Annotated in this window: 20 protein-coding genes; 7 read left to right on the top strand and 13 right to left on the bottom strand. The window is 68.7% G+C overall.

The window, feature by feature from the left end; all coding sequences use genetic code 11:
* Positions 1–15: 15 nt before the first annotated feature.
* The 7 genes from ACO07I_RS13345 to ACO07I_RS13315 all read left to right on the top strand — a co-directional run bounded on the left by ACO07I_RS13345 (position 16) and on the right by ACO07I_RS13315 (position 8646).
* Positions 16–525 carry a hypothetical protein gene (locus ACO07I_RS13345; protein WP_422018068.1) on the top strand — a complete coding sequence of 170 codons (510 nt, stop codon included), beginning with the start codon at positions 16–18 and terminating at the stop codon, positions 523–525.
* Between the two features lie 286 nt (positions 526–811).
* Positions 812–901, top strand: a complete 90-nt coding sequence (gene kdpF, locus ACO07I_RS13340) for a K(+)-transporting ATPase subunit F (RefSeq protein WP_422018066.1) — start codon at positions 812–814, stop codon at positions 899–901.
* A 7-nt stretch (positions 902–908) separates the two neighbouring features.
* Entirely contained in the window at positions 909–2618 is a 1710-nt protein-coding gene (gene kdpA / locus ACO07I_RS13335) for a potassium-transporting ATPase subunit KdpA (protein WP_422018064.1), read from the top strand.
* A 12-nt stretch (positions 2619–2630) separates the two neighbouring features.
* Positions 2631–4679 carry a potassium-transporting ATPase subunit KdpB gene (gene kdpB, locus ACO07I_RS13330; protein ID WP_422018062.1) on the top strand — a complete coding sequence of 683 codons (2049 nt, stop codon included), beginning with the start codon at positions 2631–2633 and terminating at the stop codon, positions 4677–4679.
* A gap of 11 nt (positions 4680–4690) precedes the next feature.
* A complete protein-coding gene (gene kdpC, locus ACO07I_RS13325) occupies positions 4691–5281 on the top strand; it encodes a potassium-transporting ATPase subunit KdpC (RefSeq protein WP_422018060.1) in 591 nt (196 codons plus the stop codon).
* Between the two features lie 15 nt (positions 5282–5296).
* Positions 5297–7966 carry a DUF4118 domain-containing protein gene (locus ACO07I_RS13320; RefSeq protein ID WP_422018058.1) on the top strand — a complete coding sequence of 890 codons (2670 nt, stop codon included), beginning with the start codon at positions 5297–5299 and terminating at the stop codon, positions 7964–7966.
* Positions 7963–8646 (top strand): response regulator, encoded by a 684-nt coding sequence (locus ACO07I_RS13315; RefSeq protein ID WP_422018056.1) that lies wholly within the window; start codon positions 7963–7965, stop codon positions 8644–8646. Before ACO07I_RS13320 ends, ACO07I_RS13315 begins: the two co-directional genes overlap by 4 nt.
* Here ACO07I_RS13315 and ACO07I_RS13310 read toward each other — a convergent pair.
* The 13 genes from ACO07I_RS13310 to ACO07I_RS13250 form a co-directional block, all read right to left on the bottom strand.
* Positions 8612–8968: a hypothetical protein gene (locus tag ACO07I_RS13310; RefSeq protein ID WP_422018054.1), complete on the bottom strand. Its 357-nt coding sequence runs from the start codon at positions 8966–8968 to the stop codon at positions 8612–8614. The two genes, ACO07I_RS13315 and ACO07I_RS13310, sit on opposite strands and share 35 nt — an antisense overlap.
* A 112-nt stretch (positions 8969–9080) precedes the next feature.
* Complete coding sequence (locus tag ACO07I_RS13305; protein ID WP_422018052.1) at positions 9081–9956, bottom strand: hypothetical protein; 876 nt, start codon at positions 9954–9956, stop codon at positions 9081–9083.
* Positions 9957–10021: 65 nt separating this feature from the next.
* The gene (locus ACO07I_RS13300; RefSeq protein ID WP_422018050.1) at positions 10022–10498 is read right to left on the bottom strand and encodes a hypothetical protein; all 477 of its coding nucleotides are present in this window, start codon (positions 10496–10498) and stop codon (positions 10022–10024) included.
* A 2-nt stretch (positions 10499–10500) separates the two neighbouring features.
* Entirely contained in the window at positions 10501–11598 is a 1098-nt protein-coding gene (locus tag ACO07I_RS13295) for a tetratricopeptide repeat protein (protein ID WP_422018048.1), read from the bottom strand.
* Between the two features lie 9 nt (positions 11599–11607).
* Positions 11608–14277, bottom strand: coding sequence for a virulence factor SrfC family protein (locus ACO07I_RS13290; protein ID WP_422018046.1), 2670 nt, complete (start codon positions 14275–14277; stop codon positions 11608–11610).
* Positions 14278–14283: 6 nt separating this feature from the next.
* A complete protein-coding gene (locus ACO07I_RS13285) occupies positions 14284–17250 on the bottom strand; it encodes a virulence factor SrfB (RefSeq protein ID WP_422018044.1) in 2967 nt (988 codons plus the stop codon).
* Between the two features lie 43 nt (positions 17251–17293).
* Positions 17294–18757 carry a hypothetical protein gene (locus ACO07I_RS13280; protein ID WP_422018042.1) on the bottom strand — a complete coding sequence of 488 codons (1464 nt, stop codon included), beginning with the start codon at positions 18755–18757 and terminating at the stop codon, positions 17294–17296.
* A gap of 9 nt (positions 18758–18766) precedes the next feature.
* The gene (locus ACO07I_RS13275; RefSeq protein ID WP_422018040.1) at positions 18767–20044 is read right to left on the bottom strand and encodes a hypothetical protein; all 1278 of its coding nucleotides are present in this window, start codon (positions 20042–20044) and stop codon (positions 18767–18769) included.
* Positions 20045–20142: 98 nt separating this feature from the next.
* Positions 20143–20922, bottom strand: a complete 780-nt coding sequence (locus ACO07I_RS13270; protein WP_422018038.1) for a heme ABC transporter ATP-binding protein — start codon at positions 20920–20922, stop codon at positions 20143–20145.
* Complete coding sequence (locus ACO07I_RS13265) at positions 20919–21953, bottom strand: FecCD family ABC transporter permease (RefSeq protein WP_422018036.1); 1035 nt, start codon at positions 21951–21953, stop codon at positions 20919–20921. The genes ACO07I_RS13270 and ACO07I_RS13265 overlap by 4 nt, the downstream gene beginning before the upstream one ends.
* Entirely contained in the window at positions 21950–22813 is an 864-nt protein-coding gene (locus tag ACO07I_RS13260; RefSeq protein WP_422018034.1) for a heme/hemin ABC transporter substrate-binding protein, read from the bottom strand. The genes ACO07I_RS13265 and ACO07I_RS13260 overlap by 4 nt, the downstream gene beginning before the upstream one ends.
* Complete coding sequence (locus tag ACO07I_RS13255) at positions 22813–23859, bottom strand: hemin-degrading factor (RefSeq protein ID WP_422018032.1); 1047 nt, start codon at positions 23857–23859, stop codon at positions 22813–22815. The genes ACO07I_RS13260 and ACO07I_RS13255 overlap by 1 nt, the downstream gene beginning before the upstream one ends.
* Before the next feature lie 11 nt (positions 23860–23870).
* The gene (locus tag ACO07I_RS13250; protein ID WP_422018030.1) at positions 23871–24647 is read right to left on the bottom strand and encodes an energy transducer TonB; all 777 of its coding nucleotides are present in this window, start codon (positions 24645–24647) and stop codon (positions 23871–23873) included.
* Between the last annotated feature and the right edge of the window lie 60 nt (positions 24648–24707).

The raw sequence follows: 24707 nt of genomic DNA, 5'->3' as shown, positions 1-24707 counted from the left end.
CTGCGGTCGCAAGGGATGGCGCCAGTCAAATCGAAGATGACGCCGATCCTGGTGTGGGAGTGGATCCTGGTCCTCTCGCCCATACCGGTGATGGTGCTCGCCTACGTCGTACTGGCGAACACGGCGCTGGCGCAGGGCGCGGTCGGCTTCACGGAGAAGGCTCTCGACGGCCTCTGCGCCGCGGGCCTGCCGGCCGTCTGGTGCCGCCTCGCCAAGCCCGCGACCCTGCTGACGGCCACGCAGTTCCTGAGCTTCCTCTGGTTCGTGGCGATGTCCGTCTACCTGTTCTGGAGGGTGCGCTTTGCACCCTACGCGAAGCCCGCGAACTACGTGCCCGGTGCCGCCTCGTTCTTCGAGATGGCGAGCTGGGCTGTGATCTGGCTGTTCATGCTGATCGGCGGCCAGGTCTTTCCCTATCGCGGCGCGGAGCTGGCGGAGCCCAGCCTGCTGTTCGGCATGCTGGGCCTCAGCCTCGGGCTCCTGTCGCTGCGCATGCTGGCGGTCAGCCTGAGGTTCCGGCACTAGCGCCTCATGGGAGCGCGCCACTCCAGTGGCGCTCGTCTTGCCGATCGACGAAGCTTGAGCGCCACTGGAGTGGCGCGCTCCATTTCGGCAGCCAGCTCACGCGGAAATTCCTATGATTTTCCTATGCCGGCGACAGGCCTGCCGGCTCGAATTCCTATGCCTGGAACGCCTTTTATGCCGCCGAAGGAGACTTCCATGCTCGACATCCTGTTCTTCGGCGGCGGACTCGTCCTGTTCTGTCTGCTGATCGCCTACGAACGCCTGTGCAGCAGGCTGTGAGGCGACCATGAGCTTCGACTATGTCCTGGGCGGCGCGCTCGCCGCTCTTCTGCTCGTCTATCTGACCGCTGCGCTGGCGCGGCCGGAGAAGTTCTGAGGCGGTCATGACTTTCAACGGCTGGGCGCAGATCGCGCTCTTCTGCGGCCTCGTGCTGCTGCTCACGCGGCCGCTCGGCGGCTATCTCGACAATGTCATGGCGGGACGACGCACCCTGCTGTCGCCGGTGCTGCTGCCGGTCGAGCGCGGCTTCTATCGTCTGGCCGGAATCGACCCGGCGGAAGAACAGAGCTGGTGGGTCTATGCGCGCGCCATGGTGGTCTTCCACATCGTTGGCTTCGCGTTCCTGTATTTGCTCCTGCGTCTTCAGGACCTGCTGCCGCTCAATCCGCAAGGCATGGCGGCCGTTGCGCCGGACCTCGCGGGCAACACCGCCGTGAGCTTCCTGACCAACACCAACTGGCAGAACTACGGCGGCGAATCGACGATGAGCTATCTCTCGCAGATGGCCGGCCTCTCGGTTCAGAATTTCCTGAGCGCCGCTACAGGCATCGCGCTGGCCGTGGCCCTGGTGCGCGGCTTCGCGCGTGCCGAGTCCAAGGGCATCGGCAACTTCTGGGCCGACATGGTGCGGGTCACGCTCTACGTGCTGCTGCCCTTCTGCCTGCTGCTGACGTTCTTCTATGCCTGGCAGGGCGTGCCGCAGAACCTGTCTTCCTATGTCGAGGCGACCACGCTCGAGGGCGCCAAGCAGACCATCGCGCAGGGGCCGGTGGCGTCGCAGCTCGCGATCAAGATGCTGGGCACCAATGGCGGCGGCTTCTTCAATGCCAACTCCGCCCACCCTTACGAGAATCCGACGGCGCTCTCGAACCTGGTGCAGATGCTGTCGATCTTCGTGATCGGTGCGGCGCTCACCAACCTGTTCGGCCGTGCCGTGGGCGACGAGCGTCAAGGCTGGGCGATCCTGGCCGCGATGGGCGTGCTGTTCCTGGCCGGCGTCGTCGTCTGCTACTGGGCCGAGGCCGGTGGCAACCCGCTGATCGCAGCCCTCGGCGTCGACAATGCTGCCGGCAACATGGAAGGCAAGGAGGTGCGGTTCGGCGCGACGCTTTCCGCCCTGTTCGCGGTGGTCACCACGGCGGCCTCGTGCGGCGCGGTGAATGCCATGCTCGACAGTTTCATGCCGCTGGGCGGCCTGATCCCGCTGGTCAACATCCTGCTGGGCGAGATCATCATCGGCGGCGTCGGCGCGGGCCTCTACGGCATGCTTCTGTTCGCCGTGCTGGCGATCTTCCTGGCCGGTCTCATGGTCGGCCGGACGCCGGAATATGTCGGCAAGAAGATCGAGGCACGCGAGGTGAAGTTCACCATGCTGGCGATCCTCTGTTGTCCGCTTGCCATCCTGGGCTTCACGGCACTGGCCGCGGTCGTACCGGCCGGCCTCGCCGGTCCGGCCAATGCGGGCCCGCACGGCTTCAGCGAGATCTTCTATGCCTACGCGTCGGCGGCGGGCAACAACGGCAGCGCCTTCGGCGGTCTGACGGGCAATACCGTCTTCTACAACGGCACGCTTGCCGTCGCGATGATGGTCGGCCGCTTCGCCATCATCATTCCGATGCTGGCCGTCGCGGGCTCGCTCGCATCCAAGCGCAAGGCCGCGATCTCGGCCGGCACCTTCCCCACCCATGGCGGTCTGTTCGTCGGCCTGCTGGTCGGCGCCGTGCTGATCGTGGGCGGTCTCACCTTCCTGCCGGCGCTGGCCCTCGGCCCCATCGCGGAGCATTTCGCTCTGCTGGCCGGCTCGCTGTTCTAACGAGGCGTCATCATGAGTAAACGTGATAAGTCGCAGTCGCTCCTCGACCCCGCGATCCTGAAACCGGCGCTGCTGGACAGCTTTGCCAAGCTCGATCCGCGCGAGCTGGTGAAGAACCCGGTGATGTTCACCGTCGAGATGGTGGCGCTCGTCGCCACCGTCCTCACCGTGCGCGATGTGGCGACCGGCGTGGCCGGAAGCGGCTTCCAGATCCAGATCGTGGTCTGGCTGTGGATCACCGTGCTGTTCGCCACCTTCGCCGAGGCGGTCGCCGAAGGCCGCGGCAAGGCGCAGGCCGACACGCTGCGCCGCATGCGCAGCGAGACCATGGCCAAGGTGCTGCTGGGCGTCGGCGACACGTTCGAGCCGCGGCGCGCGCATACCTTGAAGGTTGGCGAGAAGGTGCTGGTCGAGGCCGGCGACCTGGTGCCGGGCGACGGTGAGATCATCGAGGGCGTGGCGACGATCGACGAATCGGCCATCACCGGCGAATCGGCGCCCGTGATCCGCGAGGCCGGCGGCGACCGCTCGGCCGTCACGGGCGGCACGCGTGTCCTGTCGGACCGCATCAAGGTGCGCATCACCGCCGAGGAGGGATCGAGCTTTCTCGATCGCATGATCGCGCTGGTGGAGGGCGCGGCGCGCCAGAAGACGCCCAACGAGCTGGCGCTCAGCGTCCTGCTGGCCGGCCTCACGCTGATCTTCGTGCTGGCCGTCGTGACCATCCCGAGCTTCGCGACCTATGCCGGCGGCGCGGTCTCTGTCGTCGTGCTGATCGCGCTGTTCGTCACGCTGATCCCCACGACCATCGGTGCCTTGTTGTCGGCCATCGGCATCGCCGGCATGAACCGGCTGGTGCGCTTCAACGTGCTGGCGACCTCCGGCCGTGCCGTCGAGGCCGCGGGCGACGTCGACACGCTGCTGCTCGACAAGACCGGCACCATCACGCTCGGCAACCGCCATGCCACGCAGTTCATCCCGGTGACGGGCGTGACCGAGGACGAGGTGGCGCGGGTGGCTCAGCTCGCCAGCCTGGCCGACGAGACTCCGGAGGGCCGCTCGATCGTCGTGCTGGCCAAGGAGAAGTATGGCCTGCGCGGCGTCGACGTGGCCGAGTTGCACGGGCAGTTCGTGCCCTTCACCGCCCAGACGCGCATGAGCGGCGTCGACCACGAGGGCGCGGTCATCCGCAAGGGCGCCGTCGATTCGGTGATCGAGCATGCGCGCTCGCTCGGCATCACGCCACCGGTCGAGGAGGTGAACCGCATCGCCACCACCATCGCCAAGGAGGGCGGCACGCCGCTCGGCGTGTCGCGCAACGGCCGCATCCTGGGCGTCGTCTACCTGAAGGACATCGTTAAGGGCGGCATCCGCGAGCGCTTCGCCGAGCTGCGCGCCATGGGCATCCGCACCGTGATGATCACCGGCGACAATCCGCAGACGGCGGCGGCGATCGCCGCCGAGGCCGGCGTCGACGATTTCCTCGCGCAGGCCACGCCCGAGGCCAAGCTGCGCCTGATCCGCGAGGAGCAGGCCAAGGGCAAGCTGGTGGCGATGTGCGGCGACGGCACCAACGATGCTCCGGCGCTCGCCCAGGCCGATGTCGGCGTCGCCATGCAGACCGGCACCAATGCCGCGCGCGAGGCCGGCAACATGGTCGATCTCGACAGCGATCCGACCAAGCTCATCGAGATCGTGGCCATCGGCAAGCAGCTGCTGATGACCCGCGGTGCGCTCACCACCTTCTCGATCGCCAACGACGTGGCGAAGTACTTCGCCATCATCCCGGCGATGTTCATCGCCTTCTACCCGCAGCTCGGCGTGCTGAACGTCATGGGACTGGCGACGCCGCAGAGCGCCATCCTGTCGGCGATCATCTTCAACGCGCTGATCATCGTGGCACTGATCCCGCTGGCGCTGCGCGGCGTGCAGTACCGGCCAAGCGGGGCCGCCGCGCTGCTGCGGCGCAATCTGCTGATCTATGGAATAGGCGGCCTGGTCGTGCCCTTCGTCGGCATCAAATTGATCGACGTGGTGGTCGCGGCCACCGGCCTCGCCTGAAGGAGACAGTCATGCTTCGTCATTTCCGTGCGTCGCTCGTCATGCTGGTCCTGATGACCGTCCTGCTGGGCATCGCCTATCCGCTCGCGATGGTGGGCGTTGCCGGTGCGGCCTTTCCCGGCCAGGCCGGCGGCTCGCTCCTCCAGAAAGATGGCAAGGTCGTGGGCTCGAGCCTGATCGGCCAGTCCTTCACCGGCGAGACCTATTTCCACGGCCGTCCCTCGGCGACGACCGATACCGATCCGGCGGATTCGACCAAGACCGTTGCGGCGCCTTACAACGCGGCCAACTCCATGGGCTCCAATCTCGGGCCGACCTCGAAGGGGCTGGTCGACCGGGTCCGGGAGGATGCCGACAAGCTCGGCAAGGGCGTGCCGGTCGATCTGGTCACGACCTCGGGCAGCGGCCTCGATCCGCACATCTCGCCGGAGGCTGCGGCCTGGCAGGTGGCGCGCGTCGCCAGGGCGCGGGGCCTGCCCGAGGCCCAGGTGCAGGCGCTGGTGGCGCAGCAGACCGAGGGCCGCATGTACGGGCTGCTGGGCGAGCCGCGGGTGAACGTGCTGCAGCTCAACCTCGCCCTCGACGCGCTGCCCAAGCGGTGACAATGATCCGGCAGAATGCCCACCGCCGTTGACGATCTGCGGCCCTCGCCCGACGCGCTCCTGAAGGCGGCGGAGAAGGAGTCGCGCGGCAAGCACAAGATCTTCCTCGGCGCCGCGCCCGGCGTCGGCAAGACCTGGGAGATGCTGTCGGCCGCCCATCGCCGCCTGCGCGAGGGTTGCGACGTGGTGGTCGGCGTCGTCGAGACGCATGGCCGGGTCGAGACCGAGGCGCAGCTCAAGGGGCTCGAGATCCTGCCGCGCCGCTCCGTCGACTATCGCGGCCGCACCATCGGGGAGATGGACCTCGACGCCATCCTGAAGCGGCGGCCGGCCCTGGTCCTGGTCGACGAGCTCGCCCACACCAATGCCGAAGGCAGCCGCCATCCCAAGCGCTACCTCGATGTAGAGGAGCTCCTGGCGGCCGGCATCGACGTCTATTCGACCCTGAACGTCCAGCATATCGAGAGCCTGAACGACGTGGTCGCCCGCATCACGCGCATCCGCGTGCGCGAGACGGTACCGGACCATGTCGTCGATGCCGCCGACGAGGTCGAGCTGATCGACCTGACCCCGGCCGACCTGATCGCGCGCCTCGCCGAAGGGAAGGTCTATGTCCGCGACCAGGCGCAGCGCGCGCTGCGCCACTATTTCTCGCCCGGCAACCTGACGGCGCTGCGCGAACTGGCGCTGCGGCGCACCGCCGTCCGCGTCGACGAGCAGATGCGCAGCTACATGCGCGAGCACGCCATCGCCGGACCCTGGGCGGCGGGCGAGCGGGTCATCGTCTGCCTCGATCCCGGGCCGGGGGCGGCCAACGCCGTGCGCGCCGCCAAGCGCAGCGCCGACGCGCTCGATGCCGAGCTGATCGCGCTCTATGTCGAGACCGACCGTCACGCCACGCTCTCTGAGGCCGAACATGCGCGCCTCGCCGAGGCCCAGCGTCTGGCGGCCCGCCTCGGCGCCGAGGTCGTGACCGTACCGGGCCGCTCGGTCGTCGAGGAGATCGTGGCCTTCGCGCGCTCGCGTAACGCGACCCGCGTGGTGGTCGGCAAGTCGCGGCGGTCGCGCTGGTTCGAACTGCGCCACGGCTCGGTGGTCGACGAGCTGGTGCGCTCGGGCTCGGGCCTCGCCGTCGAGGTGGCGCCCTCGGCCGAGGGAGAGCAGAAGGGCGGCCCGCGCGACTGGCTGCGCGACGTGCCGCTGACGCCGGGTCCCTATCTCGAGGGTAGCCTGGCGACGGCGGTCGCGACCGTCGCCGGCGTGCTGATCGATCGACTGATCGTGCTGCCCAACATCTCGCTCGTCTATGTACTGCCCGTATTGTTTTCCGCCGCACGCCACGGGCTGGTGCCGTCGCTCTGGGTCTCGGCGCTGAGCGTGGCCTGCTTCAACTTCTTCTTCCTGCCGCCGCTGTATCAATTCACGATCGCCGACCCGGCCAACGTGATGGCGCTCTTCCTGTTCGTCGTCGTCGCGGTCATCGCGAGCGCGCTGGCGGCACGGACGCGCACGCAGACCGAGTCGGCGCGTCGCGAGGCGCGCACCACCGCCGGGCTCTACGCTTTCAGCCGCAAGATCGCGGGTGTCGTCGAACTCTACGATCTCCTGTGGATCGTGGTCTCGCACCTGGCGCGCCTGCTGCAGGCCGAGATCGTGGTGCTGATGCCGGAGGAGGGCCAGCTCACCACCCGGGCGGCCTTTCCGCCCGATGGCGCGCTGAGCGATGCCGACCTCGCGGCCGCGCGCTGGTCGTGGGATGCCGACCGACCGTCGGGGCGCGGCACCGACACCCTGCCCGGCGGGCGCTGGCTGTTCGTGCCCATCCGCACCAGCCGCTCCGCCATCGCGGTCATCGGCGTACTGCCCAGCAAGGAAGGTCACGAGCTCTCGGCCGGCGAGCGTCGGCTTCTCGAAGCCGTCGGCAACCAGGCGGCCGTCGCCATCGAGCGCGTGACACTGGCCGAGGATATCGACCAGGCGCGGCTGGGCGCGGAGCGCGAGCGGCTGCGCTCGGCGATGCTCACCTCGGTGTCGCACGATCTGCGCACGCCGCTCGCTTCGATCATTGGCGCACTCTCCAGCCTGCGCAGCTTCGGCGCGCGTTACGATGCAGCGGCACGCGAAGAACTGCTGGCGACGGCCCAGGGCGAGGCCGAACGGCTCGACCGCTTCGTCGGCAACCTGCTCGACATGACGCGCCTCGATGCCGGTGCCATCGTCCCCAAGCGCGAGGCCGTGGAAGTGGGCGACCTGGTCTCGACCGCCTTGCGCCGCGCCGCGCCGCTGCTGTCTGGCCACGAGGTCTCCAGCATCGTGCCGCCGGCGCTGCCTTCCGTGCCGCTCGACTTCGTGCTGGCCGAGCAGGCGCTGTTCAACCTGCTCGACAATGCCGCCAAGTATTCCCCGCCGGCCGGCCGTCTCTCGGTGGAGGCAAGGCTCGCCGGATCCAGGATTGAGATCATCGTGCGCGACGAGGGGCCGGGCCTCGCCGAGGCCGATCTCGAACGCATCTTCGAGAAGTTCTATCGCGCCGAGTCGGGGGATCGGCGCCGCGCCGGCACCGGACTGGGGCTTGCCATCGCCCGCGGTTTGGTCGAAGCCATGGGCGGCACGCTCACGGCGCGCAATCGCGAGGATCGCAGCGGAGCGGAGTTCGTGGTGAGTTTTCCGGTATCCTCAAAATGACGGCTGACGGTGCCACCATCCTGATCGTCGAGGACGAGCCGCCGATCCGCCGGCTGCTGCGCACGACCCTGGTGGCGCACGACTACCGAATCCTGGAAGCCGGAACGGGCGCCGAGGCCCTGCAGGCGATGCGGCACCACCGGCCCGATCTGGTCCTGCTCGATCTCGGCCTGCCTGATCGCGACGGGCTCGAGCTGATCGCCGACATCCGCAAGCTGGCGCCGGTGCCGATCGTGGTGCTGTCGGGTCGTGGAGACGAGTCGGCCAAGGTGGCGGCCCTCGATTCCGGCGCCGACGACTATGTCACCAAGCCGTTTGGCGCCGAGGAACTGATGGCGCGCCTGCGCGCGGCGTTGCGTCACCGGCTGCAACAGCAGGGCGCGGACCGGTCTTTCTCCAGCGGCACGCTCAAGGTCGATCTGGTGCGCCGCCTGGTCGAGCGGGACGGCGAGGCGGTGAAGCTGTCGCCCAAGGAATATGACATCCTCGAACAGCTCGCGATCCATGCCGGCAAGGTGCTGACGCATCGCCACCTGCTGCGCGAAGTGTGGCGCGACGAGGCGGTCGATCCGCAATATCTGCGGGTTTATATCCGCCAGCTTCGCCAGAAGATCGAGACCGATCCGGCCTCGCCGCAGCACGTACTCACCGAGCCGGGTGTGGGGTATCGGCTGGTCTGACGACAAGCCGGTCCGTGATGATCACGCGACCTTTGGCGCCGGTCCGGCGGTGCGCGGCCTGCAAGGCTTCGCAAAGCTCGTTTTCGTTGGCGACATCGACGATCCAGGCCAGGTCGGCGGCTTCGCCATCTGGCGATGCCACGTCTGGGCGCAAGCTGCGTACGCACGCGCAGCCGCGATGCATCAGGGCGAGAACAATAGGCAAGGTGTGGTGGCCGATCACGACGACGTTCGCCGTGGGCGGCAGGTGAGCGACCGCCATGACCTGATCGACGAGGGCGCCCGACGGGTCGTCGGGCGCAAGAGACGGGATGTCGAGCATCTGAAGTTCCTCCGGGACGCCTCCGATATGGCGGAGGGTCCCGTAGGAATTCGAGAGGGCGGGACGCCGGCCGGCATAGCCCCGCCATAAAGACGGGGCGTTCGCTCCGGAGCTACTTCGCGACCTTGGCGCCCGTCGCGACGTTGATCACGGAGCCGTCCTCGAGGCTCAGGCGATAAATCTCGCGCAGGACGTTGCCGGCGAAGCCCAGCTCGACGATCGATACCGTCTTGAACGCGGTCGGGATACCGTCGGGCAGGATCTGGTTGAACTCGGCGGCGGTCTGGTTGAAGGCCGCCTGGATCTCCGGCGTGAACTTCGCCATCGAGTAGACCAGCGTGTTGTGCGGATTGTGCGGACGCAGTTCCTTGCCGTCCTTCACGGTATTGATGCCGCTCACGCCGACCGTCTGGACGAGTTCCTTGCCGGCATCGCCCATTGCCGCATAGACCGGCCCGGTGACGCGCGGCAGCGGACCGTCGCGCAGCGGCGTCAGCGCCGACGTGGCGAGCGTATTGAAGGCCATCATGGCCTCGAAGCTTGCGCCTTCCTTCACGATGCCGAGGTCGAGCCACCAGGGATGGCCGGCGCCCTTGGCCGCTTCGGTCGTATAGAAGGTCTTGAGCGTGACGTTGAGGACCGGCGGCAGCTTCGGCATGGCCTTCAGCATCTTGTCCGGCGTCGTCGGATCGGCGTTGTGGATGTGCAGCACCGTGACGTGCGGGATGTTGAAGCGCAGCGCCTCGTCGATGAGGTTCGCGTTCAGGAGCTTCTCGCGCAATAGCCCGCCGATCGTGATGGACAGGAGATCGTTCACTTCCTTCGGCAGCGTGTAGACCAGCCCGAAGGTGCGCTTGTGCTCGCGGAAGGAAGCGGAGGCGAGCGAGCTGTTGTCGATCGCCCCCTGTGCCAGGGCGGGTTGAATGGCCAGCAGGGCGGAGCCTGCAAGGACAAGGGCGGTCAGCCCGGCGGCAATCTTGCTCTTCATCACATTTCCCCCGAGTTAGGCAGACGCACAGTAGGTGCAATATGCGTGCCTGCTGACAAGGGAATTCAGGGAGCGCACTCCGCGCGCATGGCCGGCGTGATCGGATCGGCCGGCATGCTCAGCTTGCAGTGATAGTCGAAGGCCGTCCGATACGGCGCGGCGATGCGGGCCTTGGCCTGGATCGGCAGGACGAAGCGGTTGCCGCGACGGTCGATCTGCTGGCGGCCGTAGCCGATGTTGGTGCCGTCGGGGAAATACGCGTCGAAGAAGGAGTGCCCGGCCGTCGACGTGAATTCGACGGTCAGCACGGCGCCATCGAGACAGTCGAAGCGCGGGCCGCTCTTGAGCACGCCGGTCTCCGTGTTCTTTCCCGAAGGCCCGGAGACGGTCCAGTTCGATGTCGAGCCCGTCTTCGTGGTTTCGGCTTTCAGGACGCCACAGGTCAGACTGCTCGGCGGCGGCGGGCTCGCAGGTTTATTCGCCGTTTGTGCGTGCGCAGGTCCGGCAAGGAACACCGCCGTCACCGGCAGCAACAGGCTCATCTTCATTTCGGGAGACCGTCCAGCGCCTTCTTCGCATCGGCATCGTTCTGGGCCGCTGCCTGTTGCAGCCAGACCTTGGCCTTTGTCACATCGGCGGTGAGGCCGGCGCCGCCCTTGGCCAACAGGAGGCCGAGTTTGCGCTGGGCTTCCGCGAGGCCCGTCAGCGCGGCGCGCTCGTACCAGTCCGCGGCCTGGGCGCCATCGTGCGGGAAGCCGCTTTTGGCGGCGATCGTCGGATCGTAGAACGACGCCAGCTCGACCTGGGCGGCGGCATTGCCCTGTTCGGCAGCCTGGCGGAAGACCAGGAAGGCGGCGCCCGTGTCGCCCGCCTTGGCGAAGTCGCGCGCCTTGGCCAGCATTGCATCGGGCGCCGGCTTGGTCGCCAGATACTCGGCCACCGTCTCGCGCACCGACTTCGCGGGTGGTTGCGGGGCCGGCGGCTGAAGGGGGGTGGGCGCAGGCGGCGGTGCCGCGGCGACGACGGGCTCCGGCGGATGGAGATGGTTGGTCCAGTAGTAATAGCCGCCGCCCACCGCGATGAGGATCAGCACGGCGGCGATCATCCAGCCCGTCGCGGCGGAGCGCTTCGGAAGATCGGCCATGGGATCGCGCGCCGCCCGCAGGTCTGGACGAGGCGGCGGTGGGGGTGGCGGTTCGGGGGCGACCTCGAGCGGGGGCGGCAGTTCCGGCTCGGGCGCCGGGGGCGGTGCCTGCCGTCCGCGAAGCCGCACGGTGTCGTCGTAGCTGCCGGAGGCGCCGGCGGCGCCCGAGGTCAGCATCGCAGGCCAGGCCACGACCGTGGTGCCGACGACACCGATGTCGGGCTCGCGCACGCGCAGGCGGACGGTCGCGATGCCGGCCAGACGGTCGCAGATCTCGGGGCCGAGATGGAATTCGAGGACCTCGCCGTTGCGCCGCACCTCGTCGGGCATCAACCAGGTCTCGGTGCGGCGCCAGCCATCGTCGGCCAGGTGCGTATCCGGCCCCTGCTGGCGCTGGATCGAGAGGGTGAGTCCTTCGGCGGCGGCGTCGAGTTCGCTCACGCGCAACAGCGCGTGACCGGGTTCCGGCAGCGGGGTGATGGTCGCGCGAACGGGCATTGAAACGCTCTACGCTGCCACGGTACGCAGGATGGCGCCGAGCCGGTCGTTCTGCTCGGGCGTGATCTCGCGTCCGCCTTCGTAACCGACATTGTCCATCGCGAGCTGCAGGAAGGCACGCATCCAGTCCTTGCAGTAATCGGCATAGATCGGCGCCGGATTCTCGCTGAGCTGTGGAATGCCGTCGATCATGACCGTCGGCTGCTCGAACACGCGGCGCAGCGGTGCGTTCGGCGGCAGGCCGGGGCGCTGGTCGAGCGGCAGCTTGTCGAAGCCCAGTGCGCTCACATAGCCGTTCAGCGCCGAGGAGGCCGTGCGCACCTGGCGCTCGGCGATTTCCTCCCACTTGGCGTTGGCGGCGTTCTCGAGCTCACGCACTTCGTGGGAGAGCTGGTCGATCAGCTTCAGCCGATGCGCGCCCACGATCAACTCGTCGATCAGCCAGCCGAGATGCTGGCGGTCCACGCCGAAATGCGACAGCGCCTTCTCGTCGGATCCGACGCGGCGCATGTTCTCAAGCCAGTAGTCCGCGGCCTCCCGGGCAAACCGCTCGGCACGATCCTCGAGTACGCCGGAGGGCGGCGCGGAGCGGCCCGGCTCCTCGCCGAACACGTCGGCGAAGATGGCGCCAAGATCGACGGCGGCACCGGTCGACTGCGCCGTGGCGCCCGCGGGCTTGCCGTTCCGGCCGAGGCCCTCGTCCGACGGACGGGCGGTGGCGATGCGGAAATAGATCTCGCGCAAGGCCGTGTCGGCGACCTGCAGCGCGGCGACCAGCTCGCCGAACAGCTGCTGCTGAATGACGTTGGCGAGACCGCGTAGGACCGTATGGATGAGGTCACGCTTCTTGGTGCGGGCATCGCCGTCGGAGGCGCTGTGGAAGCCGGCCAGCCGGTCGACCAGACGGCGCAGCTGGACCTCGAGCTGGCCGCGCACCTGGGCACGCTTGATCGCCGGGTCGCAGACCGGGATCAGGCTCTTCACCAGATGCGCCACGCCGCCATCGTTGGCGCGAAACGCCTCGTCCCAGGCCAGCGCCGGATCGGCGAAGTGGCGCCGCACATCCTCGTTCTCGACGAAGTGGCGGCGCAGTTCGCCGGCGCGCTGGGCGAAGGACTCGGCAATACCGATCTCGCGGCCGCCGTCATAGTCCATCAGCCGCTCGTCGATGACGGTCGGGTTGCGCAGCCAGAAGCTGTTGTTGAAAGGCCTGCCGTTCCAGTCGAGCGGCCACTCGCCGCGGAAATTGTTGACCAGCGAGTTGCCGAGGCGTGCGCTCCAGCGCAGGCGGCGCGACTCCTCGGTCTCACCGGCCTTCTGCTCGAACTCGCGGTCCATCTTGGTGAGCACGAGGAACAGCGCGTTCTTCTGCTTGGCGCGATCCGCCGGCGTGGCGCCGATCGTCTGGTCGATCCACGCCGACATCATGTCGGAGAGGTCGCGGACCTCCTGATTGCCGTCGGGAATGCACAGCAGGATGGCGCTGAGTTCGCGCTCGGCCGAGTAGCGCTGGAAGAGGTAGGCAACCTTGCCGCGCAGCAGCAGCTCGCGCAGCGGGTTCGCACCCTCGGCCACGCCCTTGGACTTGGCGACATCGTCGAGATTGGCGAGCTTCAGCCGCGACCGGGCCCCCGGGAAGTCGAGCAGGTCTGTGTGGTCAAAGAAGTCCCACGGCTTCTCGTCGATCGCGACATTCAGCTCGGCGGTGAGGGCGCAGACCAGCGAGCGCGGCAGGCGCGCGTCGGACGCGGAACGGCCGTCGGCGCGGCGCGGACGCACCAGCAGCGGATCGTCGGCATCGGTGCCCAGCCGATCGAGAGTCAGCACGTCGACGATGCTCTTCTCGCGCGGGATCAGCGCCTCCATGCCCAGCAGAGCCTCGGGCGCATGGCCGAGCTTCTGCAGTCCCTCGTAGAGCGTGAGGTAAAGCTCGGTGAAGGGCTGGAAGTCGTACCACAGCACCGACCACAGGCGGGCACGGTCCTGTCCCGACAGGCGCGGTGCGAGATCGATCGCCTCGCGCCAGAAATCGGTGCGCAGCTCGGCGGTGACGCCGGCGAAGAAGGTGTCGAAATACTCGATCAGGTCGAGCACGTCGTCTGACTCGAGATCGCCGACCGGCGCCGGCTGGGCCTTGGCGCGCAGGTCGGCCAGGCGCTTGCGGATCGCGGCGCCGTCGGGCCGCACGAACTCGGCCTTCTGGTGATCGAAGTCGAGCAGGAAGGAATTGCCCAGGATCTTCACGATGTCGGTCTGCGTGAGCAGACGGACCTTTACCGGGAAGTCGGGCGAGCCATCGCTGAGCCCGAGGCCGAAGCGCGTGACCAGGCCGGTCGACTCGCGATTGCCCGGCGGATTGATGTCGCGCAGGAAGTCGTAGGTCTTGTCGGCGAAACGCGCCTGCAGCGGGCGGCCGTCGCGGCTCGCGAGGATGGAGACGAGGTAGGACTTGCCGGCCTGGCTGGGGCCGAACACGCCCACGCACATGCGGCGGCGGGCGGCGCGCGCGAGCTTGCGGCTCTGATTGCGGACCTTTTGCAGCTCGCTCACCAGCGACGGCGCCTGTTGCGCCACGGTCGGCGATTGGTCGGCCGCATCCTTCAGCCAGGCCACGCCTTCGCTCGCGGCGACGGCCAATGCCTCGCAGTCCTGGGCAAGCTTGAGATCGACTGTGTCCATGTCCCTTTAACCGGTCTTGAGCATGCCGGTGTCGAGCCAGTAGCCCTCACGGCGCGGCAGTGTCTGGAGGCGGAGCGTCAGGCGGTCGAGCGCGACGGCCCGGCCGTCGCGGTTGGTCACCTGGCGCAGGCGGAACCGTTCGACGTCGCCCGAATCCTTGTCCTTGGGCTTCACGCGAGCGAGCGTGATCCGGAACGGCGTCTCGCGCGCATGGCGTTCGGCATATTCCGGCTTGGCGAATTCGAGCGCGTAGAGCCGCGCGGCCGGCCAGCGCGCCAGGTCGAGCTGTCGCGCGCCCAGCCACATGGGGCCACGGAACTCGAAGGCGACCTCCGGCAGTTCGAATTCGCGATTGTCGAGATCGACGTCGCGGAAGACGAGGTCTTCCTTCTGCAGGCGGCCGCCGCCGTCGAGCTTGCCGATGAATTTGGCGATGCTCTTGGAGCGCAGAAGGTCGGAGCGGAAGGAGAAATCCGGAAGCTGCGACTGGGCGAGTGCGGCGATCATCGCGCCCACCGCAACCGTCGTCTTCGGATCCTCCACCCGCAGTCGGGCATCGCGGAACGGATACCAGGCGCCGACACGGTACTCGTGCAGCGAGATCACCCGCTCCGGCGGCAGCGGCAGCAGCTCCATCACCAGCGAGCGGATGCCCGGCAGGCGCGACGGCCGGCCCGAGAGCAGCAGCACGTCGCAATCGTAGGCGTGCACGATCTCCGCGAGCGGCGCCAGGACACGTCCCATCTCGGCCCGAACGGTCTTGTCGAGGCCCGGCAGGTCGACCGGGAAGACGACGTCGCGCAGGTCGAAGTTCTGGGCGCCGCGTTTGCGCGCCGCCTCGTTCACGAAGGTGACGACCTCCTCCGACGGCTTGGCGCCACCGGGAAAGAAGGTCTCGTAGGGACGCGGCTCGGCCGCGACGACGCCCGACGTCGGATCATAGGTCTCGGCGGCTCGCAGGAACTCCAGCGCCAGCGGATGGGCGATCTGCAGCGCGAACTGCTGGCGGAGGTTGCGCTGGATCACGTCCTCCCCGCCGCGGTCGCCGCCCACCAGCTCGGCCATCAGGTCCGCCGGGTTGGCGATGCCCGCGGTGCGCAGCGCCGACTCGATCGGCGGCAGCACATGGGCCTGCACCACGCGCAGCAGGATGTCGTCGCCCGCGACGTTGAAGCCTTCGCGGAACTTCTGCTCCGGGAACAGGGTGACCGACGTGCCAGCACCTTCCAGACGGTAGGCGTTGATGATCAGGTCGGTCGTGCCGCCGCCGACATCGATGCTCGCGATGGTGAGCACGTCCTCGGGCGGCTTGCCACGTGGCTTGCGCGTGATCTGGAAGAAGCGCCGGGCGTCGCCGCCAAAATTCCGCGCGACTTCGGTGTAGAGGTAGACGAGCTGCGTGCAGCTGGCCTCGTCCCAGTCGGTCAGCACGCGCGGCGCCGGCGCCGCCGGATCGTCGAGCTTCCAGCCCATCATCATCCAGACGAGATCGCGCGCCGCCTCTGCGCGCTTGCGGAAGATCAGGCGCTCGGCGAGCGGCATGCCGGTCGGCAAAGTGAGCACGATGCGGCGCAGGCGGCGCGGCGTCTCGGCGTGGGCACGCCGCCCGCGCTGCTGCGGCGAGTTCATCAGCATCAGCGCCTGCAGCAGCACTTCGGTGAGCACGAAGGTCATCACCGAGGAGCGCGAATAGAGCGGCTCGAACACCGGCAGGTGGTCCGCCGAATCGGCATCGGGATCGACCAGGTGCAGCGGCTCGCCCTTCTGGTTCACGAGCTGGGCCATCGGTCCCGCCGCGGCCGGCATGGCCGTCTGGTCCTGGGCATAGGCGACGTTGAAGCGCCATTCGCGGGTCTGCGGCTCCTCGTCCCACAGATAGCGCTTGGGGCTCGACATGCCGGTATTGCCCTCGGTGCCGCGCCGGCGCGCCGCCAGCCGGGTCGCCTCGGGACCGACACGTGTCATGGTCGGCCAGACGAAGGCATCGGCGCGCCCGCCGAGACGCGAGAGGTGATTCTTGCCGAACCAGGCCTGCGCGAACTCGACGCGCGATTCGAAGGGGCGCGTGTGGACGACCTCGGGATGCGAGAGGTCGCGCAGCGCGAGCTCGTAGGAATCGTTGAGGTTGACGCCGAGTTCGCCCGCCGCCTCGATCAAGAGGCCGCAGGTCCGCGAGTTGCCGACGTCGAGCACGAGATCCACTTCGATCGCGCCGCGGCCCGGCCGCTCGGCGTCGCCCACCAGCTTCACCGGCGGGAAGTGCGCGGCGGCGGCGAGCAGGCCCAGGAAGGCAAGATAGCGCGCCGTGGCTTCCTGCGGCTTCTGCTTGATGTCGCTGTCGATCTCTTCCGCGGTCGCGCGTGGATGAAGTTCATGGAACAGCTCTTCGAGCCATTGGACCATCCAGCTCTGGCGCAGCAGCCAGTGATTGGCCCGCTGCTGCGGGGCCAGCGCAAACAGCGCGCCGGCGGTCACATCCTTGGGTGACGGCGCGAGATAGGCCCGGCCTTCGGCTTCGGCGATCAGGCCGGTGTCGAAGGCCAGCACCGCGCGGTACCGGTTGCCCTGTTCGTCGCGATACCCCGATCCGTAGCGCGCCTCGAGGTCGACCACGCGTACGCGCGCCCAGTCGGCCGGACCCTCGCGGAACTGGTTATTGGGCCGCACCTGGAGGAACGGCACCGGGACCCACTTGTCGAGAAAGGGCGCGAGCGCATCCTTCGCGGTGATGACCAGGTTCGGATCGGCGGCGCGGCGGCGGCCGTTCTCGACCACCTCGTACTGGCCGCGGCCCTCGTCGAAGTCGAGCTGAACCAGGTCGTCGACCGCTTTGGTTGCCGCGGCGTCATGAAAACCCCATTCGCGCACCTTGAGGCGAACGGGATCGAAGCCGAAATCGAGGAACTGGATGCCGGAGCGGGCAATCAGCGTCGTCGGGCTGGGATAGCTCGGCAGGCGGGCGAGGTCGCTCATGTCAATCCAGTACGGCCATCTTCATGCGTATGTATGTAGGGGCTCAGCGTCCGATCTGCACCTTGTAGCTGCGCGGGTCGCCGGGCTGGCTACCCTTGCATTGCGCCGCGCCGTCGGCGCCGATTTCGCAGTTCACGGTGTTGCGGGCGTAGGTCTTGCCGTCGCTGCAGCGCGGATTGCTCTTTTCCTCGATCACCAGCTTGGTGCCGTCCCAGCGCGCCTCGGCCGGCGCCTCGCAGGTGGCGCCGTTCTTCTGCGTGAAGGACACCTTGCCCTTGCCCTTGTCATCGAGCGTGTAGTTGGGGCGCAGATCCTTCTCGCCGGTCGCGGTGGCGAGCCCCGTGCGCGAGCGCCAGTCGCCCTTCAGGAAGGCGAGGTCCTGCTTCTGCTTCGCCTCGGGCGGCACCACCATCGGCTTGGGCTCGTCCTTCTTGCCATTGCCGGCATCATTCTTCGGATCGTTGGGCGCCGCGGCGCTCTTGTCCTTGTTCTGCTCGTCGGGTCCCTTCGCGTCAGCGTTCTTGGCATCCGGCTTGTTCGCATCCTTCGCCGCGTCGTTTGCGGCCATGCCGAGATCGGGGCCGGCGCCACGTTCGATCGGCGGGCCGCCGGGCGAGCCGACGATCACACCGCCCGGTCCGATCACGCCGGCGGCGCAATCGCCGCCGCGCCGTGACAGCTCGTCGGTGAGGCGCGCCAGTTCGAGACGCAGTTCCTCGTTGTCCTGCACCAGAGTCGCGGCGCGAACCTGCTGCAGTTCCGCCGGCTGGCGGACGGCAAATCCCAGTGCCCGCTCGCGCGCTTCGGCCTCGAGATAGGGTTCGATGCGCGGCAGATAGGGCCGCACGAGCCAGGCCAGCAGCGCCAGGATCAGCATCAGCACCACGCCCAGCAGGAGCCACTGCCACCACACGGTCCGCGGCGCCGCGATGGCGGCAACCGCGGGTGCCGAGGCCAGCACGGCGTCGGGACGGGCGAGGCCAGGCGCCGCGGCGCGCATCGAGCCCGCGCCCGCCACCGCCACCGCCGGCGGCGGGCTGGCGAAAAACACGCCGGGCAGGGCCGCTTCGGCGGTGAACCCCCAGAAGGCCATCACCGGACGTCCGTCGACGACGTAGAGCGTTTCCTCTCCGGGGGCGGTCAGGGCGTGGCGCAGCAGGCGCGCGAAGTTCTGTTCGGCACTGGACCGTTCGGCCGCTTCCATCTGGGTCGCGAGGCCCGCGATCTCACCGTGCAGACGCTGCACCCTGTCGAGCATCTCGCGCCGCTCGACTTCGCCGAGATCGCCGAGGCGCTTCACCTCGCCGTCGAATGGCGCATACCAGTTGATGGTGCGGCCGCTCGGCTCGGCCTCCGGCACAGCCAACAGGTCGGCATGCTCGCGCGAGAGACGCGCGGCGATGGCGGCGCGCAGCTGTCCCGCCGCGCGCCAGACCGGATCGCCGGCAAGGCCCAGCGCGCGAAAGCGCTGCAGCGGTTCACTGACAAGGAGCGGACCTGCGGCCATCTCAGCTCCTTACCGTCTGCTGCCGCGGGGGCAGGAAATGGCATAATTCCAGCGCGTACCCCATTGCTCACCCGTTACGATCACATCGACCGAATAATCCCCGGCCACCGGATTCCAGTCGAATCCGAAGCCGCCGCGGCCACTGCGAGGGCCGCCGGTTCCGGCGATGTTCTGGCCGCGATAGATCACCTTGATGTCGTCGGGCCGCTGGAACAGCTGATAGTTCAGCGCCACGAAGCCCGGCTTGTCGCCGAGATAGTGCTTGTTGCGCGTCACGCCTTCGCCGCCGGAATCGCCTGACCAGTCACAGGGGAGCTGGCCGGGCGGCGGCCGGCTGACCGGCGGCGCGGCGGCTTGCTGCTGCGGCTTGGGGGCGGGCGGCGGGGGCGGCGGCTTCGGCGGATCGACCTTCGCGACCGGCGGCGGAGGCGGCGGCGGCTTGGGCGGTTCGATCGGCTTGCACTGTTCGAGCTTGTCCTTCAGCTCGGCTTCGAGCGAGGCCAGCTCCGCCTTGAGCTTGCGTTCCTCATCGGCGGCCGAGTCGAGGGCTGCCTTCAGCAGCGGTGTCGGATCGGGCGGCGCTTCGGGGGCCGGGGGCGCCGGCGTCTCGAGCGTCGCCACGTTCACGGAGGGATCGACCGGCACACAGGTCCGCAGCAGCCACGACGTGAGGAGCAGCAGGAGCAGAAGGAGCACGCCGAACAGCAGGGCCCGGACCCAGGGCGCCCAGCCCACGATCTGCGCTGCCGGCAGCATCGCCGACGCCGGGGCGCTGGCAAACACGGCCTGCGGAATGGCTGCCGGCGGAACGGTCGCCAGCTGGAAGGCCTGCAGGCTCGCAGCGGCATCGGCTTCGTAGCCCCAGGCGACGATCACCGGCTGTCCGTCGACGACGAAGACGAAATCGTCCGAGGGGCGCGACGTCGACAGTTCCAGCGAGCGGCCGATCAGGCGGGCCTCTTCGCTGGTCTGGGACCCCATGAGTTGCGCGCCGAGCGACCGGATGGCGGACAGCCGCTCCTCGACGGTCCGCAGGACCTCTGCGCGTTGGTCTTCGCTGAGTTCCGCGAGGCGTTGCACGCTCCCGCCGCGTGCGGCGTACCAGTCGATGCCGTCACCGGATTCGCGAAGCTGCGGATCGGCCAGGAGGTCGGCCGCACCGTCGCCCAGGCGACGGCGGATGACGGACAGCAACTGGCCCGCGACCGCATGCAGCGGTTCGCCCCGCACGCCCAGAGGGCGCACACCCAGTCGGGTCGTCATCAACAAAGTGGGGCGTTCGCCCATGGGTGCCTGAGGTCGGACTTATGATGGCTGGCTGAAGCATCATAACATCGTTCGAATCCGGCGGGTTTATGTCGGATTGAACACCGAACCGCGGTGAATCAGCCCGGACTGAGGAAGGCCGTCCCGCCGGCGGCTTCGATTCGCACGATTGGTGTCGCGAAAACGGCCGAGAGCCGGTCGGGATCAAGCGTCTGGCGCGTCGGCCCCAGATTGGTCACACGGCCATTCTCGACGATGCCTACCCGGTCGGCGTAACGCGCCGCCATGTTGAGGTCGTGCAGGACCGCCAGCACGCCCAGTCCGCGGTCGGCCCGTCGGCGGGCGCTGGCGAGGGCGGCGTGCTGGTGGGAAAGATCGAGGCCGGTGATCGGCTCGTCGAGCAGCAGGAACGGCGCGGCGCCGGGATCTGCGTCGCACTGGGCCAGCACGCGGGCGAGCTGGACACGCTGGCGTTCGCCACCGGACAGAACGGTGTAGGGACGGTCGGCAAAGGCGAGCGCCTCGGTTTCGGCCAGCGCCTGCTCGGCCAGCGCCCGCATGCGCCCCTCCGACAGGGCACCACGGAAGGCCAGCAACCCCAGCACCGCAATCTGCAGGCCGGTGAAGTCGAAGGCGACGGCCGAATGCTGCGGCAGCACGGCGCGACGGCGCGCGAGTTCCAGCTTGCTCCAATGGGTCATCGGCCGCCCATCGAGCAGGATCTCGCCCGATGACAGGACCCGATCGCCCGCCAGCGCGTTCAGCAAGGTGCTCTTGCCCGCGCCGTTTGGCCCGATGATCGCCACGAATTCGCCCGGCGCGACGTCGAGCGAGACGTCGCGCAGAAGCGAGCGGTTCCGCGCCCGGACCTCGATGCCGATGGCCTGCAGGAGCTTCACAATCCACCTCGCGCGGCGCGGCTGGCGAGAAGCCACAGGAAGAACGGGCCGCCCACCAGGGCGGTGAGGACGCCGATCGGCAGCTCGGCCGGCGATACCAGCGTGCGGGCCAGTGCATCGGCCAGCACGAGGAAGGCGCCTCCAAACAGGGCGGCGGCCGGCAGCAGGGTCCGATGCGACGGACCGAGCAGCAGCCGGACGATGTGCGGCGCGATCAGGCCGACGAAGCCCACGATGCCGGAGATTGCCACGCCGGCGCCGACGGCCAGCGCCACCTGGGCCACGAGCCGCTTCTTCAATCGCTCGACATCGACGCCGACATGGCCGGCCTCGCGTTCGCCCAGCGCCAGCGCGTCCAGCAGATGAGCGGTCGGCAATAGGGTCGGCACGCTGACCAGGAGGATCAGCAGCGCGGGCAGGATGGCGACCCACGTGGCGGAGCCGAAGCCGCCCATCGTCCAGAAGATGAGCGTGCGAAGCTGTTGGTCGTCAGCGACGAAGACCAGCATGCCGATGCCCGCCGAGGTGAGCGCATTGATGGCGATGCCCGCCAGCAGGAGTGTTCCGACCAGCGTGATGCCTTCGCGCGCAGCGATGCGATAGACGACGATCGTGGCGGCGAGCCCCCCGAGGAAGGCCGCGATCGGCAGGCACCAGGGGCGCAGGTCCGGCGGCACGATGTGCATCACCCTCTCGCCCAGCACGATCGTCGATACAGCCGCAAGTGCGGCGCCGCTCGACACGCCCAGCAGGCCGGGATCGGCCAGCGGGTTGCGGAACAGGCTCTGCATCGCGGCGCCGCCGGCCGCCAGCGCGGCGCCGACCGCGAAGGCCGCGACCACGCGCGGGGCGCGGATCGCGTAGAGGACCGCAGCTGTCGTGTCGTCGAGCGGCGCGTTCGACAGGCCGACGGCCGACAGGATCTGGTCGAAGCCCACGGGGAAGGCGCCGATGCAGAGGCTGGCGATCACGCTCGCCAGGGCGGCGAGCGCGAACAGCGGGATCGGGCGGCGCAAGGCGAGTGCCGTCACGGTGCGCGGGCGAGGTCTGGATGAAGCGCCATGGCCAGTTCCTGGGCCGCCTCCGGCGTGCGCGGACCGAAGCCCAGCAGGAGCAGCGTGTCGAATTCGATGATCCTGCCGGCCTTGCCGGCCGGCGTGCGATTGAGTGACGGCTGGTCGAGGATGGCCTGCTTGCCGCCCATCGCCTCGACGGTCTGGCGCGTCACCAGCACGAAGTCGGCCTTCGACGCGATGACCGACTCAGGCGTCAGCGGCCGGTAACCGGAATAGCCATCGACCGCATTGATGCCGCCCGCCAGCTTGATGATGCCGGCTGCGGCGGTGTCGCGGCCCGCGGCTTGAGGCGCGCCGCCGGTCATCGACAGCAGGAACAGCACGCGCGGATGGCTCTTCACGGCGGCCAGCCTGCCCGCGAGCGCCTGCATCGCGGCGCGTCCCCGGGCGATCATCGCATCGGCTTCGGCGATCTTGCCCGTCACCTTGCCGATGGCGGCGATCTTGGCGGTCACGCTGTCATAGTCGTAGAGGTCGGGCAGGATCATGATCTCGATGCCCGTCGCCTTGAGCTGGTCGAGCGCGCCGGCCGGTCCGGCCGCGGTCGTCGCGATGATCAGGGTCGGCTTCAGCGAGAGCACGCCCTCGGCCGACAGCGCGCGCATATAGCCGACCTGCGGCAGCTTCCGCGCCGCCTCGGGGTACAGGCTGGTCGTATCGACACCGACCAGCAGTTTTTCCGCGCCGAGCGCATAGACGATTTCGGTGATGGAGCTGCCGACCGCCACGATGCGCGGCGGCTGCTGCGCGTGGGCCGGCAGGGCGGCGGCGGCTGCCGCGCCCAGGACCATCCCGAAAGCAGTGCGGCGCCGCATCACGACGCCGCCTGCTTCTCGACGCGCGCGACGATAGCGCGCCAGCCCTCGAGCTCGGGATTGCCGGGCTTGCGGGCGCCGAACATCAGCAGGATGTTGCGGTTGTGGGCGTCGAAGGCCTCGATCGAGGTGACGATGCCGTCCTCGGTGGGCTTGCGCACCGAGAAGACGCGGGCGATGCCGTCTTCGCGCAGGTGCATGTTGAAGTCGGGATCGAGGATGTTGAACCAGCCGTGCGCCTCGACCAGGCGCTTCACCGGACCGGTATGGATCTGGATGCAGCCATGGCTGCCGACGAAGACCATGATCGGCGTGCCGTCTGCGGCCGCGGCTTCGAAAGCGCTGCGCAACCCGCGCACCGGCAGTTCGCGGGTGAGATCCTCCCCGACCAGGCGCAGCGCCTGGACGCGGCCGACGCCGAACCTGCCCAGCATGCCGAAGAACTCGTGGGTGTCCTTCATGCCGAGCCAGGCGGCACGCAGGCCCTCGACGTCGATCTCGCGGTCGGGACGGTCGGTCGCAGAGGCCTTGCGCGCGACGATCGTCAGGTCGCCCGGTGCTGACGTGTAGCGTGCGATCAGGGCGTCGAAGGCCGGGCGATCGGTCTCCTCGGTGGCGTAGATCTTGTGCACGGCGTCGCCGGCGCCGTCGAAGAACTGCAGGCTGAGCCGTTCACCCTGCTGCAGTGGCTCGCGCACGGCGAAGCCGTGCTTCCACGAGCCGAGGAACAGGCGAAGGTCGATATCCGGTCCCAGCACGATGCCATGATGGCCCTTGACGTCGACGCCCTCGAAGCGGCCATGGCGTTCGTGCACGCAATGGTCGTTGCGGGTCAGACACATGACGCGGCCGACCTCTTGCATGTCGTTCAGGATGCCGCGCCAGTCGGGCTTCAGCGGCGTCGCGGTCCTGCCCATGCCCAGCGCGACCAGCTCGGCTTCGCTGACGCCCAGGGTCGTGGCTGCATCGCGGATGCGCAGCGCAGGCTTCTCGCCGCGCAAGGCGTTCCAGCGGGCCGCGAGGTCTGAGTTGGTGGATGAGAGCATGGGCTGTCCTTTCAACGAAGATGAAATCGAACCGGAATCTCCACCCAGGCGGCGACCGGGCGGCCGTCGCGCAGGGCCGGAAGGAAATGCCAGCCGCGCACGGCGCTCAGCGCGGCGCGATCGAGCAGGGGAAAACTGCTGCTGCGCCACAGCACGATCTCGGCGGCGGCGCCGTCGGGTTCGAGGCGGACCCGCACCAGCACCTCGCCCTGCTGGCCAAGCTCGATGGAGCGCGGCGGATAGACGGCCGGCGTGGGGGGAATCCGGTAGCGCGGCTTGCCCTCGAACACGACGAGCGACGAGGAGGAGGCGGCCTGCTGCTGCGTGACGCTGGCATTGCCGACGTCGGGGGAGGGGGCCTTCGTGACCGCGGCCTGTGCCGTCGGACGCGGCGCCGCCGCGGGCTTGGGCTGTGGCGGCTTTGGTTTGGACGGGGGGACGGGCTTCAGCTCGGCAGCGGTCGGTGGTGGCGGCTCGTCGGGCGGGGGCAGATCGAGTTTGATCTCGGGTTCCGCGGCGGCCACCTCCTGCAGCGGCGGGAGTGGCTCCGGCTCGGGCTCCGGTGTCGCCTCGGTCTGCTCGACCGGCGGCGTCGGCGCTTCGGGATGCTGCTGCGCCTCGGGCGGGGTCGCGGGCTGATCGGCTTCCACCGCGGGTCCGGCGGTGGGTGCTGCCAGCGAGAGCTCGACCATCAGCGCCGGCTCGTCGGCGTTGGCGCTGCTGCCGGACATGCCGGCGAGAAGAAGGGGAACGATGGCCAGCCCATGCAGTGCAAGCGACAACGCCACCGGCACGCGGGGACCGCGTGCCGGTGGCGCCGGCAGTCGCTCGGCAGAGAGGGCTGCCGG

The sequence above is a fragment of the Reyranella sp. genome, from assembly GCF_965227665.1.
In the GTDB taxonomy this organism is placed as follows: Bacteria; Pseudomonadota; Alphaproteobacteria; order Reyranellales; family Reyranellaceae; genus Reyranella.
This window is presented reverse-complemented; position numbering and strand designations above follow the sequence as displayed.

Excerpts from the sequence above, each read along its gene's own strand:
- ACO07I_RS13315 (WP_422018056.1), top strand. The coding sequence starts at position 7,963 with ATGACGGCTGACGGTGCCACCATCCTGATCGTCGAGGACGAGCCGCCG.
- ACO07I_RS13285 (WP_422018044.1), bottom strand. The coding sequence starts at position 17,250 with ATGAGCGACCTCGCCCGCCTGCCGAGCTATCCCAGCCCGACGACGCTG.
- kdpC (WP_422018060.1), top strand. The coding sequence starts at position 4,691 with ATGCTTCGTCATTTCCGTGCGTCGCTCGTCATGCTGGTCCTGATGACC.
- ACO07I_RS13260 (WP_422018034.1), bottom strand. The coding sequence starts at position 22,813 with ATGCGGCGCCGCACTGCTTTCGGGATGGTCCTGGGCGCGGCAGCCGCC.
- kdpB (WP_422018062.1), top strand. The coding sequence starts at position 2,631 with ATGAGTAAACGTGATAAGTCGCAGTCGCTCCTCGACCCCGCGATCCTG.
- kdpF (WP_422018066.1), top strand. The coding sequence starts at position 812 with ATGAGCTTCGACTATGTCCTGGGCGGCGCGCTCGCCGCTCTTCTGCTC.
- ACO07I_RS13300 (WP_422018050.1), bottom strand. The coding sequence starts at position 10,498 with ATGAGCCTGTTGCTGCCGGTGACGGCGGTGTTCCTTGCCGGACCTGCG.
- ACO07I_RS13345 (WP_422018068.1), top strand. The coding sequence starts at position 16 with ATGGCGCCAGTCAAATCGAAGATGACGCCGATCCTGGTGTGGGAGTGG.
- ACO07I_RS13290 (WP_422018046.1), bottom strand. The coding sequence starts at position 14,277 with ATGGACACAGTCGATCTCAAGCTTGCCCAGGACTGCGAGGCATTGGCC.
- ACO07I_RS13275 (WP_422018040.1), bottom strand. The coding sequence starts at position 20,044 with ATGGGCGAACGCCCCACTTTGTTGATGACGACCCGACTGGGTGTGCGC.
- kdpA (WP_422018064.1), top strand. The coding sequence starts at position 909 with ATGACTTTCAACGGCTGGGCGCAGATCGCGCTCTTCTGCGGCCTCGTG.
- ACO07I_RS13280 (WP_422018042.1), bottom strand. The coding sequence starts at position 18,757 with ATGGCCGCAGGTCCGCTCCTTGTCAGTGAACCGCTGCAGCGCTTTCGC.
- ACO07I_RS13295 (WP_422018048.1), bottom strand. The coding sequence starts at position 11,598 with ATGCCCGTTCGCGCGACCATCACCCCGCTGCCGGAACCCGGTCACGCG.
- ACO07I_RS13305 (WP_422018052.1), bottom strand. The coding sequence starts at position 9,956 with ATGAAGAGCAAGATTGCCGCCGGGCTGACCGCCCTTGTCCTTGCAGGC.
- ACO07I_RS13310 (WP_422018054.1), bottom strand. The coding sequence starts at position 8,968 with ATGCTCGACATCCCGTCTCTTGCGCCCGACGACCCGTCGGGCGCCCTC.
- ACO07I_RS13320 (WP_422018058.1), top strand. The coding sequence starts at position 5,297 with ATGCCCACCGCCGTTGACGATCTGCGGCCCTCGCCCGACGCGCTCCTG.
- ACO07I_RS13255 (WP_422018032.1), bottom strand. The coding sequence starts at position 23,859 with ATGCTCTCATCCACCAACTCAGACCTCGCGGCCCGCTGGAACGCCTTG.